Origin of the sequence: Pseudomonas sp. 5P_5.1_Bac1 (assembly GCF_025466015.1) — a bacterium.
Taxonomy (GTDB): domain Bacteria; phylum Pseudomonadota; class Gammaproteobacteria; order Pseudomonadales; family Pseudomonadaceae; genus Aquipseudomonas.
Map to the genome: position 1 here is coordinate 23,430 of NZ_JANLNX010000118.1, position 14,188 is coordinate 37,617.

At 62.9% G+C, this 14,188-nt stretch carries 11 protein-coding genes; 5 read left to right on the forward strand and 6 right to left on the reverse strand.

From position 1 onward, the window contains the following. Positions 1-2 precede the first annotated feature (2 nt). From NTD82_RS28950 to NTD82_RS28960, 3 genes are all read right to left on the reverse strand, one after another. A complete protein-coding gene (locus tag NTD82_RS28950; protein ID WP_262131207.1) occupies positions 3-1,127 on the reverse strand; it encodes an ABC transporter ATP-binding protein in 1,125 nt (374 codons plus the stop codon). Positions 1,128-1,371: 244 nt separating this feature from the next. Beyond that, positions 1,372-2,001: a response regulator transcription factor gene (locus NTD82_RS28955; RefSeq protein ID WP_262131208.1), complete on the reverse strand. Its 630-nt coding sequence runs from the start codon at positions 1,999-2,001 to the stop codon at positions 1,372-1,374. 15 nt (positions 2,002-2,016) lie between these two features. Next, a complete protein-coding gene (locus NTD82_RS28960) occupies positions 2,017-4,401 on the reverse strand; it encodes a PAS domain S-box protein (RefSeq protein WP_262131209.1) in 2,385 nt (794 codons plus the stop codon). 94 nt (positions 4,402-4,495) lie between these two features. On the opposite strand from NTD82_RS28960, the gene NTD82_RS28965 reads away from it, so the two are divergent. Beyond that, on the forward strand, positions 4,496-5,494 hold the full coding sequence (locus NTD82_RS28965; RefSeq protein ID WP_262131210.1) for an alpha/beta hydrolase family protein: 999 nt from the start codon (positions 4,496-4,498) through the stop codon (positions 5,492-5,494). On the opposite strand, the gene NTD82_RS28970 is transcribed toward NTD82_RS28965, so the two are convergent. From NTD82_RS28970 to NTD82_RS28980, 3 genes are read right to left on the reverse strand one after another with little or no spacing between them, the layout of a single operon-like run. Continuing rightward, positions 5,491-6,252, reverse strand: a complete 762-nt coding sequence (locus tag NTD82_RS28970; RefSeq protein WP_095156148.1) for a DnaJ domain-containing protein — start codon at positions 6,250-6,252, stop codon at positions 5,491-5,493. The two genes, NTD82_RS28965 and NTD82_RS28970, sit on opposite strands and share 4 nt — an antisense overlap. Before the next feature lies 1 nt (position 6,253). Further along, the gene (murU, locus tag NTD82_RS28975; protein WP_095156149.1) at positions 6,254-6,925 is read right to left on the reverse strand and encodes an N-acetylmuramate alpha-1-phosphate uridylyltransferase MurU; all 672 of its coding nucleotides are present in this window, start codon (positions 6,923-6,925) and stop codon (positions 6,254-6,256) included. Then, positions 6,922-7,947 (reverse strand): aminoglycoside phosphotransferase family protein, encoded by a 1,026-nt coding sequence (locus NTD82_RS28980; protein ID WP_262131211.1) that lies wholly within the window; start codon positions 7,945-7,947, stop codon positions 6,922-6,924. Before NTD82_RS28980 ends, murU begins: the two co-directional genes overlap by 4 nt. A 285-nt stretch (positions 7,948-8,232) precedes the next feature. On the opposite strand from NTD82_RS28980, the gene NTD82_RS28985 reads away from it, so the two are divergent. From NTD82_RS28985 to rsmA, 4 genes are read left to right on the forward strand one after another with little or no spacing between them, the layout of a single operon-like run. Continuing rightward, on the forward strand, positions 8,233-11,037 hold the full coding sequence (locus tag NTD82_RS28985) for an LPS-assembly protein LptD (protein WP_262131212.1): 2,805 nt from the start codon (positions 8,233-8,235) through the stop codon (positions 11,035-11,037). Continuing rightward, complete coding sequence (gene surA / locus NTD82_RS28990) at positions 11,018-12,334, forward strand: peptidylprolyl isomerase SurA (RefSeq protein WP_095156153.1); 1,317 nt, start codon at positions 11,018-11,020, stop codon at positions 12,332-12,334. Before NTD82_RS28985 ends, surA begins: the two co-directional genes overlap by 20 nt. Then, a complete protein-coding gene (gene pdxA / locus NTD82_RS28995; RefSeq protein WP_095156154.1) occupies positions 12,331-13,320 on the forward strand; it encodes a 4-hydroxythreonine-4-phosphate dehydrogenase PdxA in 990 nt (329 codons plus the stop codon). Before surA ends, pdxA begins: the two co-directional genes overlap by 4 nt. Continuing rightward, positions 13,317-14,123, forward strand: coding sequence for a 16S rRNA (adenine(1518)-N(6)/adenine(1519)-N(6))-dimethyltransferase RsmA (gene rsmA / locus NTD82_RS29000; RefSeq protein ID WP_262131213.1), 807 nt, complete (start codon positions 13,317-13,319; stop codon positions 14,121-14,123). The genes pdxA and rsmA overlap by 4 nt, the downstream gene beginning before the upstream one ends. The last annotated feature ends 65 nt before the right edge of the window (positions 14,124-14,188 follow it).

The window sequence follows — 14,188 nt, forward strand, 5'->3', positions numbered from 1 at the left end:
CCTCATTGGGCTTCCAGGAGCGGGTCGAGTGCACGTCCGTGCTCGACCGCCCAGCCCAGTGGTACCACGTCGCCCACGGCCAGGGCCGGGTCGAGTTCGGCGATAGGCTGCTTCACGAAGAAATCGGCCTTGCCGCAAACTTCCAGGCGTACCCGCACGTGGTCGCCCAGGTAGATGAATTCGGCCACCCGGCCAGAGAAACGGTTGACGCAGCTTTCGCTGTGGCCGTTCAGGCGCACGCGTTCCGGACGCACCGACAGGGTCACCGGCTCGCCTGGCTCACCGACGTTGACCGCCAGCGCCTCGACCTTCTCGCCGCGGGCCAGGGACACCAGGCAGCGGTCGCCGTCACGGCTGAGCAAGCGCCCGTTGATGCGGTTGTTCTCGCCGATGAAGTTGGCGACGAAGGTGTTCTTCGGCTCTTCGTAGAGGGTGCGCGGGTCGGCGATCTGCTGGATCTCGCCCTGGTGGAATACCGCTACGCGGTCGGACATGGTCAGCGCTTCGCCCTGGTCGTGGGTCACGTAGACCACGGTCACGCCCAGGCGCTGGTGCAGGTGTTTGATCTCCATCTGCATGTGTTCACGCAGTTGCTTGTCCAGTGCGCCGAGGGGTTCGTCCATCAGCACCAGTTGCGGCTCGAACACCAGCGCCCGGGCCAGGGCCACGCGCTGCTGCTGACCACCGGAAAGCTGGCCCGGATAACGCTGGGCAAAGGTGTCGAGCTGGACCATGTTCAGCACCCGCTTGACCCGCTCGCTGACGTCGGTCTTGCTCAGGTTGCGCACGGTGAGGGGGAACGCCAGGTTCTCGGCCACGGTCATGTGCGGGAACAGCGCGTAGTTCTGGAAGACCATGCCGATGTCGCGTTTATGCGGCGGCACGTTGTTGATCGAACGGCCGGCCAGCTGGATCTCGCCAGCGGTCGGCGTCTCGAAACCGGCCAGCATCATCAGGCTGGTGGTCTTGCCCGAACCGGACGGGCCGAGCAGGGTCAGGAACTCGCCCTTGCGAATGTCCAGGTTGAGGTCTTTGACGATCAGCGATTCGCCGTCGTAGCTCTTCTGCACACCACGGAAGCTGACCAGCACTTCGCCGGTTCCAGCGCTCGAATTGACCTCACTCATACCCGCACCTTTTATTGGATGACTGCTGTGATCCAAGCGTAGAGAAGGGTCGGGGCTGAGCAAATCGGGGAGGCTGAGAGATTGATATCAGCCGTTTAGAAAGGTGGCTGTAGGGATTGCCCTACAAAGATGGCGGTTTTAGGTATGCACCCCTTCGCGAGCAAGCGCGCCCCCACACTCCCCCCGGTAGGAGCGAGCTTGCTCGCGAAAGGGAACACCGCAATCCCTGTCGCTTTCAGAACAGTCAGAGCAGCTTGTGCTCCATCGCGTACTTCACCAATTCCGCCAACGACGTCACCTTGAGCTTCTGCATCAGCCGCGCCTTGTGGGTGCTGATGGTCTTGTTGCTCAGCGCCAGCTGCTGGGCGATGTCGTTGACGTTGGCGCCCTGGGCCAAACGCTCGAACACCGAGAACTCGCGCTCCGACAACAGCGAATGCAGCGGCCGGGCATCCGTGAGGCCGACTTCGAAGACCATGCGGTCGGCCAGGTCCGGGTCGATATAGCGCCCGCCGCCCGCCACGCGGCGAATGGCGGTGAGCAACAGCGCCGGGTCGCTGTCCTTGGTGGCATAGCCTGCAGCACCGACTTTCAATGCCCGCGCCGCCATCTGCGCTTCGTCGTGCATCGACAGCACCAGGATCGCTGGCGGCGAGTTCAACGCGCGAATCCGCGGTATCGCCTCCAGGCCATTAACCCCGGGCATGGAAATATCCAGCAAGACCACTTCGCAGGCGGTGTGCCGCAGCGTCTCCAGCAACTGCTCGCCGTTGCCCGCCTCGCCCACCACCTGCATGTCCTTGGCCAGGCCAATCAGTTGCTTGATGCCTTCGCGCACGATGGTGTGGTCTTCGGCAACCAGAACTCGAATCACTTTTTCGCTCCTGTCTCAATCCAGAGGTATGCGTACGCGCAGGCTGGTGCCCTCGCCCGGCTCGCTTTCAAGGTGCATGTCACCACCGAGCATCAACACCCGCTCGCGCATGCCCACCAGCCCGAAGGAAGTGGGACGGCTGTCGTCCCGCACGAACCCAAGGCCATCGTCGCTGATAATCAGGCACAGCATGGGGCCGTCGAGGTGCAGTGTTATTTCGACAGTATGCGCCTGGGCATGGCGCATGACATTGGTCAGCGCCTCCTGCAACACGCGGAACAGGCTGGTAGCCTTGGCATCGCTGAGCGGCGGCAGGTTTTCCGGGACCTGCACCAGACACGGAATCTGCGTGCGCGCTTCGAAACGCTGGGCCTGCCATTCGATCGCCGAAGCGATGCCCGCATCGAGAATCGGCGGCCGCAAGGCCGTGGCCACATCGCGGACCAACTGGAACAGTTGGGCGATCAGACGCTTCATGCTGCCCAACCGCTCCGTCAGACCTGGGTCGAGGTCGGCGTAGGCCAGTTCGCACATTGATGTCTCCAGTTTCAACACTGTGAGCATCTGCCCCAACTCGTCATGGACTTCCCGGGCAATCCGCGCCTTTTCTTCCTCGCGCACGCTTTCCAGGTGTGCAGCCAGTTCCCGCAGTTGCTCCTGGGAACGGGCCAGTTCCAGCTCGACCTGCTTGCTCTGGGTGATGTCCCAGACGATACCGTCCCAGACCACCCGGCCACCGCTGAGTTTGCGGGCACTGGCCTTGATGTCTGCCCAGCGCTGTTCGCCCTGGCGGGTGAGGATGCGCCCCTGCCAGGACCAGTCGCTGTCGCTGGCCAGCGCCTGATCCTGGACACGGTGATAGTCGGCGCGGTCGGCGCTGTGGACCAGGCTGCGCAGGCCCATGTCCGGGTGCTGGATTTCTGCCGGCGCGTAGCCGACCAGCGCCTCGCTGCCTTCACTGATGTAGGGAAATTCCAATTCGTCGATGCCGGGATCGCGCTCCAGGCGGAACACCAGCCCCGGCACGTTGGCGGCGATACCCTTGAGCCGTGCCTCGCTTTCGCGCTGCGCGGCTTCGGCACGGCGGCGTTCGGTCACGTCGGTGAGGAACACCACCAGGTACTCGGCATCACGAAAGCGCAGGAAGCTCAGCGACATGTCCACCGGCAGCAAGCTGCCATCGGCGCGCAGCCAGCGGGTTTCGAAACGCTGGGCGGACTCATCGCTGGCCCGCGCGCGCTTCCACAAGTCCAGCCAGCGGTCCATGTGCAGCTCTGGATCGAAGTCGATCAACGGTCGCTCCGCCATCGCCCCCGGCTGATAGCCGAGCATCGTTTCCACGGCGTGGTTGGCGTAGCGCACATGGCTGTCCCAGTGCACCCAGAGAATGCCCACCGTGCTCTGATCGAGAGAGAACTGGCTGAGGCGCAGTTCCTCTTCGCGGGACAACCGCTGGGCCAGGTCTTCCCGCGCGGTCAGCAGGCTGTGCTCAAGGAAATGCTGCTGGCGGCGCTGCCAAATGATGATGGCCACCCCGCTGAAAAACAGCGCGGCGAACAGCAGCGCGAGGTTTTGCCAGAAACCCGGCGACTCGCTCAACCGCGGGTATTTGGGCTGCAGCCAGCGCGCGTGAAGCTGCTCCAGTTCCTTGGCCGGAATGGCCTGCAGGCCGCGCTCGAGGATGTCCGCCAAGAGCGGCCAGTCGCGCCGCGAGGCAACCCGGAGCAACTGCGGGAAACCGATATCGCCGACCACCGCCAGCTCGCTGAATTCGCTCTCCCGCGACAGCCGGCTCAGTTGCGCCTCATCCACCACCGCGTAGCGCGCCTGCTCGCCGACCACCAGTTGCAGGGCCTGGCGCTCGCCCGGCACGCCTTGCAGGTTGAGATTGGAATAGGTGGCGCGCAGGTAGTCGGCCACGGCGCTGGGCATGCGCACGGCGACCCGTTCGACGTCGCCGATCTTCTCCAGATCCACCGCCACCGCACCGCTGCGCGGACCGACGATCAGCTGCGGCACGCGCATGTACGGATCGCTGAACAACCATAGGCGTAGGCCTGCGGGCGTCTGGGTCAGGCCCGGTGCCAGGTCGACCTCGCCGCCGGCCAGCGCCCGTTCGAGTTCGGCCTGATCGGAGAAATTGCGCCAAGTCAGGTCCAGGCCAAGGCTGCGGGCGAGCATGTTCATCAGCTCGACGTTGACCCCGGACAGCTGCTGCAAACGCCGGTCGAACTGGGCAAAGGGGGCTTGCAGCACCATGCCGACCCGCAGGCTGCGGTGCTGCTCAAGCCACTGCCGTTGCGCCGGGTCCAACTGCACCGTAGTCGGCGCGGGCGCGGCCCAGACGATCAAGGGCAAGCAAAAACAGCCGATAACCCACAGACGGCACAAACGAATCATCTTGAATCTCGTCAATAGAAGGACGGTCGCGAGGCGTGGCCGTTCCGGACAAATACCATTAGGCTGCCGGTATCATTCTGGCCTGGATCGATCAATGTTCTCACTCTATCGCACGACGCTTCCTACGTTATGCCTGACCTTGATACTACCGTGTAGCGTGCTCGCCGAGGATGGCAAAACGCCAGAAACCACGAAGGACGCCGCCGTAGTTCAACGTCAGCCGCTGGCCGAGCGGAGTCAGGAAGACGCGCTGGCGCTGGAACGTCAGGTGCCCAAGGAAGAACAGCAAACCCTGCAAGCCGGCAGCGATAACTTCCTGGCCTTGTGGAAGCCGGCCAATAGCCCTTCTCCCCATGGCGTTCTGGTAATTCTCGCCGGCGCGGGAGAAACCGCCGACTGGCCGAAGACCGTCGGCCCGCTGCGGCGCAAGTTTCCCGATGCCGAGTGGGGCACCCTGAGTCTGTCGCTGCCCGACCTGCTGACCGAAAGCCCGGTTGCCCGCAGCGAAAGTCCCGCACCTGCACCGGAAGCCGCTGACACCAGCAAAGCCGCACCGGCGAAAGACACGCCCGCCGACGCCAACGCCAACATCGCCCAGGCCACCGCGCCGGAAGCTGAAACTCCTGACGCACCTGGTGTAGCGGGCGGCGGTGCAAGCAGTGACAGCACCGACGCCGAACGGATTTTCGCCCGCCTCGACGCCGCCGTGGCCTACGCCCAGCAGCAGAACGCGCGCAGTATTGTCGTGATCGGAAATGGCAGCGGCGCCTACTGGGCGACCCGTTACCTGAGCGAACGCCAGCCAGCCCAGGTGCAGAAACTGGTGCTGGTGGCCGCACAGACACCGCCGAAGGCCGAACACAGCCTGGACAGCCTGACCCCGTCGCTGAAAGTGCCGACCGCCGACTTCTATTACAGCGATCAGGAACAGGCCCGTCAGGCAGCAAGACAACGCCTGCAGGCCAGCAAGCGACTCAAGGACAGCAACTACCGGCAAGTGGCGCTGACCGCGATGCCCGGCAACCGCACTGCAGAGCAGGAGCAATTGTTCAGGCGGATTCGCGGATGGTTGAGCCCGAGTCAGGTGGACTAAAAACCGTGGCGCTTGCGGATGATTGAGTAGGCCTGATGCAGTTCCCGCGTGCGCTCGGTCGCCTCGCGGACCCGCGCCGGGCTGGCGCCGCTGCCCTGCAGCTTGTCCGGATGATGGCGGCTCAGCAGGCGTCGGTAGGCTTGCTTGATCTGGCCGGGCTCGGCCTCCGCCGTCACACCGAGCAAGCGCAACGCCTCGGGATAACTGCCCGCCCCCTCAAGCGCAGCTTTGCGCGGCTCGTAGTCACCCGCCAGCGCCTGCACCTTGGCCGCCGACCAGCCCAGTTGCTGCCCCCAGTTCACCAGCAGCTCCTTCTGTTCGCGCCCGGCACGGCCTTCGGCCCAGGCCATGCGACAACAGGCACGCAATACGCCTTCGGCAGCATGCGGCTGTTCCTTCAGGCGGCGCAGGTGCCCGTCCACTTTTTCGCGCCCGGCCTTGCCGCGATTGAACGCGGCGATGGCCTTCTTGCGGCCGGCGGTGTCCATCTCAAGCCGCTGCATCTCGTGGCGCGCCTGCTGAATATGCCCCTCGAGCACCCGGCCGCCGCTTTTGGCAAGGCGCCCCAGTAGCACGAACAGCACTTCGTCGTCCCGCAGCACCGGACGCCCGCCCAGCTTTTCCCGCAGGTGCGCCCAACTGTGCAATTGCAGTCGGCGGTCCATCGCCTGGCCGAGCAACGCCCCCAGCAACGCGCCAGGAATACTGGCGAGGGCAAAGCCGGCTCCGGCACCAATCACTGTGCTCGGCCACAACATCTCAGCGCTGCTCAGCGAGCAGGTGCTCGACTTCGGCAAGACGCTCCAGCGTCCCGACATCCACCCAGTGCCCACGGAAATGCTCGCCGCTGACCTGGCCGGAAGCCATGGCGTGACGCAGCAGTGGAGCCAATTTGAAAGCGCCCGCCTGGCAACCGGCAAACAGCGCCGGATGGATCACGGCGATACCGCTGTAGGTCAAGGTATCGCTGGCACCCTCACCGTCGCGCACTTCTCCGGCATCCAGGCGGAAATCGCCGGCGCCGTGATGCCCGGGATTGTCCACCAGCACCAGATGCGCCTGCCCTTGCAGCGGCTGGCGCAGGCGGGTGAAGTCGTAGTCGGTCCAGATATCACCGTTGACCAGCACGAACGGCTCGTCACCCAGCAGCGGCAAGGCCTTGAAGATCCCACCACCGGTTTCCAGCGGCTCGCCCTCGGCGGAGAAGCGGATGCTCAGCCCCCACCGCGAACCATCGCCGAGGTGGTCCTCGATCTGCTGGCCGAGCCAGGCATGGTTGATGACGACTTCGGTGAATCCTGCCGCCGCCAGCGCGCGCAGGTGATATTCGATCAACGGCACGCCCGCCACCGGCACCAGCGGCTTTGGCGTGTGCAGGGTCAGCGGGCGCATCCGTTCGCCCTTGCCGGCCGCGAGGATCATCGCCTTCATGGACGCGCCTCCGCAGCCGCGCGAAGACTGACGATCAATTCGCCCAGTTCGGCCAACTCCGGCCGCCGGGAAATCACTTCATCTATATAGGCAAAGAAACGCGGCACGTCGGCGAGGTAACGCGGCTTGCCGTCGCGGTGGCAGATACGGGCGAAGATCCCGATCACTTTCAGATGGCGCTGCACGCCCATCAGGTCGCTGGCGCGATGGAAGTCCTCGAAATCCGCCTGCACCGGGATGCCTTCGGCCTGGGCACGTTGCCAGTAGTCGCGCAGCCAGCCGAGCACCTGCGGCTGCGGCCAACTGAGGAAGGCGTCCTTGAACAGGCAGGTGATGTCATAGGTGACCGGACCGTAGACGGCGTCCTGGAAGTCCAGTACGCCGGGGTTCGGCACACTGCGCATCAGGTTGCGCGGCATATAGTCGCGATGTACCAGGACCTTTGGCTGGGCCAAAGCACTGTCGATCAGCAGGCTGCTGATGCGCTGCCAGGCTGCGGCCTGCTGCTCATCGAGGGTCACGTTGAGCTCGCGGCCGACATACCACTCGGGGAACAACTCAAGCTCGCGGCGCAGCAGCGCCACATCGTAGCTCGGCAGCGGAGCGTCCATGGGCAGGTGCTGGAAGGCGAGCAGTGCGTCGATCGCGTCGTGGAACAAGGCGTCGGCATTGCCGGTGTCGATCACATCGAGGTAGGTCTGGTTGCCCAGGTCGCTCAGCAAAAGGAAGCCGCGCTCCAGGTCTTCACCATGAATAACCGGCACATTGACATTGGCACTGGCCAGCAGGCGGGCGATATCGACGAAAGGACGGCAGTTCTCCTGGGGCGGCGGTGCGTCCATCACGATGAAGCTGCGGCCATCGGCCTGCCAGCGGAAGTAGCGGCGGAAACTCGCATCGCTGCTGGCGGCCGTCAGGCTGCCGGCGGGAACCGGACCCCAGCCCTGCTGTTGGAAAAGACGTGCAAGTTGCTCATCGAGCCAGACGTTGAGGTGCTGCAGACGTACATCGTGATCGGGCATTACAAGGGTCTCCAACGGCCCAGGGCTCTGGAAAAATGTATTCGAACGAAGGCCAGGCAAGGCCAAAACAGGCAACGAAGGCCGCGGGCGCGCCCGACTTTACCGGTTGTAGAGGGGCATTCCGAGCGCATTTACAACGCAACGCAAGCGAGCCGGGACGCATTTCGTAGAGAGCCTAGCCGCCAAGCGGGTCATGCTTTATTATCCAGCATCTTTTTCAGACCATCGAGAGGCGTGCGGCCCCACACGCGGGCAGATGGCACGCAGGAAGCCCGGACTAATAAGATGGCATTGAAATCCCCCGCGTTTCGTAGAAAATTCCCGTTGCTGGTCACCGGCGGTTTGCTGGCACTGCAACCCCTGGCCACGTCGTACGTGGTGGCCGCCGAGCAGTTCGACTGCCAAGTTTCCGCTTCCGGTAGCTGGGACTGCAAGCCCAAGACCAGCGTGAACGCCCTTCCGCCGCGCCCGGTGCACGACGGTGCGGCCGTCAGTTCGGCCAATGCCACGCCAGAGCAGGTCGCCGTAGGCACTGCCGAAGCGAAAGGCACCGGCACCGCGCTGGTGACCGAGAGCAAAGGTCGTGGACTGAAGTCCCGCAGCGCCGACTACAGTCACCTGGACTGGGTTCCACGCGACAAGCTGACCGCGGCGCAACTCGCCGAGACCGGTCCATATTGCTCCGGTGCCTATATCGAACCCACCCGTCCGGGCATGAACGACAGCACGCCTAAAGACGAGTCGCCAACCTTCATTGGCGCCAAGGTTTCCCGCTACCAACAGGAACAGCAGATCGCCACCCTCGCGGGTGATGTGGTCATGCGCCAGGGCAGCATGCAGGTCGAGGCCGACGAGGCCAACCTGTATCAGGCGGAGAACCGCGGCGAGCTGAGCGGCAACGTGAAGATTCGCGACAACGGTTCGCTGGTGGTGGGCGACCACGCCGACATCCAGCTCGATACCGGTGAAGCCAAGGTCGACAACGCCGAATACGTGATGCACAAATCGCGCATCCGCGGTAACGCGCTGTACGCCAAGCGTGCCGAGAACGCCATCATTCGCCTCAAGGACGGTACCTATACCACCTGTGAGCCGAACAGCAACGCCTGGCAGCTCCGGGGTAACAACATCACCCTTAACCCGGCTACCGGTTTCGGTACCGCGACCAACGTCACCCTGCGGGTCAAAGATATTCCGGTGCTCTACACCCCATATATCTACTTCCCGATCGACGATCGTCGCCAGTCCGGCTTCCTGCCACCGTCCTTCAGCACCAGCAGCGATACCGGCTTCATGCTGGTCACGCCGTACTATTTCAACCTGGCGCCGAACTACGACGCCACCTTGTACCCACGCTACATGGCCAAGCGCGGCTTGCTGATGGAAGGCGAATTCCGCTACCTGACCAAGTCCAGCGAGGGGCAGTTTGGGGGGGCGTGGTTGAATGATCAGGACGACGACCGTAAGAAGCAGACCGACTACAAAGACCAGCGCTGGATGGTCAACTGGCAGCACAAGGGCGGCCTCGACGAACGCCTGATGGCGGAAGTCGACTACACCGACATCAGCGACCCGTTCTATTTCCAGGATCTGGAAACTGATCAGGTCGGCGTCGAGAGTCCCGATTTCCTCAACCAGCAAGGCAAGCTGACCTATCGAGGAGACAGCTATACCGCCGGGTTCAATGTCCAGGCGTACGAGCTAGCAACCATTTCCCAGATCACACCGTATGACCGACTGCCGCAGCTCACCTTCGACGGTATGCTGCCCCACCACCCGGGAGGGCTGAACTTCGCTTATCAGACAGAAGCAGTTCGATTCGAACGAAATCTGAAAAATGATCTGGTGCGTGACAAAAATGGCAATCTGGACACAAGTGTAGGGACCACACCTGGCCAGCGGCTTGACCAGAACGTTAGTGGGCTAGCACGGGCCAATGGTACCCGCTTCAACCTTAGCCCTACTATCAGTCTGCCCCTTAGCGCAAACTACGGTTTCCTGACCCCATCGCTTAAGTACATGTATACCAAGTACGACCTGGACTTGGACCAGCGTGGCAAAAGCACCCTGCTTGCTGATGAAACGTTCAACAGCTCTCAAGACCGTAGCGTGCCGATATTCAGTGTGGATAGCGGTCTATTCTTCGACCGTCAGACCCAGTGGTTTGGTAAGAACTTCAATCAGACGCTCGAGCCGCGCCTGTACTACTTGTATGTTCCGTACAAAGATCAGACTGATATCCCGATCTTCGATACCAGTGAGTCGTTGTTCAATTATACCTCGCTGTTCCGTGACAACCGCTTCAGCGGTAGTGACCGAATTGGTGACGAGAACAAACTGTCGCTGGGCGTGACCAATCGCTGGATCGAGGAAAACGGCTTCGAACGCCAACGCTTCAGCATTGGCCAAGCACTGTACTTCAAAGATCGCAAAGTACAGCTGCCAGGAATCGATTACCGTACCAGAGCCGACGCACAGTCGGATGTATCGCCTTACGCACTGGAATACGAGTACCGCTTCAATCGCGACTGGCGCTTCAACTCCGACTTCAACTGGGATCCGGACAGCCGCAACACCCGCTCGGGTAGCGCAATGTTCCACTACCAACCTGAAGGCAACTTGAACAAGGTCGTAAACCTTGGTTACCGCTACCGTAACGATACCGTCAGCTACAACAGCGCTACCGGTCGCTGGCAGGTAGGCGGCGGCGACTATGGGTCTCCAGGTGACGCGAGCTACGTCAAGGACTACTACAAGATCCAGCAACATGACTTCTCCGTCATGTGGCCGATCGTTCCACAGTGGACCGCCATTGCTCGCTGGCAGCACGATTACAACCGCAACCGCACGCTGGAAGCCTTCGGTGGTTTCGAATACGACAACTGCTGCTGGAAACTGCGTCTGATCAACCGCTACTGGGTTGATTACGATGACTTCAGCCAGGCTACTCCGCAAAACGAAAAAGGCGACCACGGCGTCTTCCTGCAGATCGTGCTGAAAGGCCTCGGTGGTGTAGTGGGCAACAAGGTTGAGTCGTTCCTCGATCAAGGCATTCAAGGTTACCGTACACGTGAAGACCAAGCTTATTGATTGTCTGCGCCCGCTAGTGCTGGGCGCCGTGATGTTGAGCAGCACCGCGCACGCCGCGGTGCAGACCCTGGACAAGATCGTCGCCATCGTCGACAACGATGTGGTCATGCAGAGCCAACTGGACCAGCGCGTCCACGAAGTCCAGCAGACCATCGCCAAGCGGGGCGGCGCGGTGCCGCCTACCAGCGTGCTCGACCAGCAGGTACTGGAACGTCTGATCGTCGAAAACCTGCAACTGCAGATCGGCGAACGCTCCGGTATCCGCATCACCGATGAAGAACTCAACCAGGCCATCGGCACCATTGCACAGCGCAACAACATGAGCCTGGAGCAGTTCCGTGCTGCCCTGGCCCATGACGGGCTGTCCTTTGATGACGCCCGCGAGCAGGTCCGTCGCGAGATGATCATCAGCCGCGTACGCCAGCGCCGGGTTGCCGAGCGCATCCAGGTGTCCGAGCAGGAAGTGAAGAACTTCCTTGCCTCGGATCTGGGCAAGGTGCAGCTGTCGGAAGAATACCGTCTGGCCAACATCCTGATCCCGACCCCGGAAAGCGCCAGTTCCAACGCGATCCAGGCCGCTGCCCGTCAGGCCGGCGAGATCTATCAGCAGCTCAAGCAAGGCGCCGACTTCGCCCAGCTGGCAATCGCCCGCTCGGCTAGCGAAACCGCGCTGGAAGGCGGCGAGATGGGCTGGCGCAAAGCGGCCCAGTTGCCACCTCCATTCGACAAGATGCTCGGATCCATGGCAGTTGGTGACGTCACCGAGCCGATCCGTACGCCAGGCGGCTTCATCATCCTGAAACTGCAGGAAAAGCGCGGCGGCCAAACCCAGCTGCGTGATGAAGTCCATGTACGCCACATCCTGATCAAGCCAAGCGAAATCCGCAGCGAAGCCGAGACCAAGGTCCTGGCCCAGCGCCTGTACGATCGCATCCAGGCGGGTGAAGACTTTGCCGAACTGGCGAAGAGCTTCTCGGAAGACCCGGGCTCGGCGCTCAACGGCGGCGACCTCAACTGGATCGACCCGAACGCCCTGGTACCCGAGTTCCGCGAAGTCATGGCCCACGCCCAGCAAGGCGTAGTGTCCAAGCCGTTCCAGACCCAATATGGCTGGCACGTACTGGAAGTCCTTGGCCGTCGCGCCACTGACAGCACTGCCCAGGCCCGCGAGCAACAAGCCATGACCGTACTGCGCAACCGCAAGTACGACGAAGAGCTGCAAAGCTGGCTGCGTCAGATCCGCGACGAAGCCTACGTCGAGATCAAGCTTCCTGGCGCCGAACAGGCAGCCCAGTGAAACCTCAGCGCTTCGCCATCACACCCGGCGAGCCGGCCGGCATAGGTCCTGACCTTTGCCTGCTGCTCGCCTCGCAAGCCCAGCCTTATCCCCTGATTGCCATCACCAGCCGTGACCTGCTCGCCGAGCGGGCCACGCAACTGGGTGTGGCTGTCGAACTGCTGCCAGTCAGCCCCGCTGCCTTCCCCGATCAGCCCGCCAAAGCCGGCAGCCTGTACGTTTGGGATACGCCACTGGCGAACAAGGCAGTCGCGGGCACGCTGGACAAGGCCAACGCCGCCTTCGTCCTGGAAACCCTGACCCGCGCCGGGCAGGGCTGCCTGGACGGGCACTTCGCCGGCATGATCACCGCCCCGGTACACAAGGGCGTGATCAACGAGAGCGGCATCGCTTTCTCCGGACACACCGAATTCCTCGCCGAGCTGACCAACACCGCCCAGGTCGTCATGATGCTCGCCACCCGAGGCCTGCGCGTTGCCCTGGTGACAACCCATCTGCCCCTGCGCGATGTGGCCGACGCCATCACTGTCGAACGCCTCGAGCGGGTCACGCGGATCCTGCATGCCGACCTGCAACAGAAGTTCGGTATCGCCGCTCCGCGCATCCTGGTCTGCGGACTCAACCCGCATGCCGGCGAAGGTGGCCATCTGGGTCGCGAGGAAATCGACATCATCGAGCCCACGCTGGAACGCCTGCGTGGCGAAGGCATGGACCTGCGCGGTCCGCTGCCCGCCGACACACTGTTTACCCCCAAATATCTGGAGCACTGCGATGCAGTGCTGGCGATGTACCACGACCAAGGCCTGCCCGTGCTCAAGTTCAAGGGCTTTGGCGCCGCACTGAATGTCACCCTCGGCCTGCCGATCATCCGCACTTCGGTGGATCACGGTACCGCTCTGGACCTTGCCGGTACCGGCAAGATCGACACAGGCAGCCTGCAGGTCGCACTGGAAACCGCCTACCAGATGGCCGAGACCCGACTATGACTGAGCAATACCAACACCGGGCGCGCAAGCGCTTCGGTCAGAATTTCCTGCACGACGCTGGCGTGATCGATCGCATTCTGCGCGCCATCAATGCCAAGGCCGGCGAACACATCCTGGAGATCGGCCCTGGCCAGGGCGCCCTGACCGAAGGCGTGCTGAGCAGCGGCGCGCAACTGGACGTGGTGGAGCTGGACAAGGACCTGGTGCCGATCCTCAACCAGCAATTTGCCGACCGCAGCAACTTCCGCCTGCACCAGGGCGACGCGCTGAAGTTCGACTTCACCACACTCGACGCCGAACCACGCGCCCTGCGGGTGGTCGGTAACCTGCCGTACAACATCTCCACCCCGCTGATCTTCCACCTGCTGAACAACGCCGGCCTGATCCGCGACATGCACTTCATGCTGCAGAAAGAAGTAGTCGAGCGCCTGGCCGCAGGCCCTGGCGGCGGCGACTGGGGACGCCTGTCGATCATGGTGCAGTACCACTGCCGGGTCGAGCACCTGTTCAACGTCGGCCCGGGCGCATTCAATCCGCCACCGAAAGTCGACTCCGCGATCGTACGCCTGGTGCCTCACGAAACCCTGCCTCATCCGGCCAAGGACCACCGGCTGCTGGAGCGCGTCGTTCGCGAAGCCTTCAACCAGCGCCGCAAGACCTTGCGCAACACCTTGAAGGCCCTGCTCAGCAGCGATGCCATCGAAGCCGCCGGTGTCGACGGCAGCCTGCGTCCCGAGCAGCTCGACCTGGCCGCGTTTGTCCGTCTGGCGGACAAGCTGGCCGAGCAAGCGCCGGCCAATTAATACAAGCCCGGCCAGCTTCCTTCCGAAGCTGGCCGGCGCACCGGCCAATGGCCTAGACTGACTCC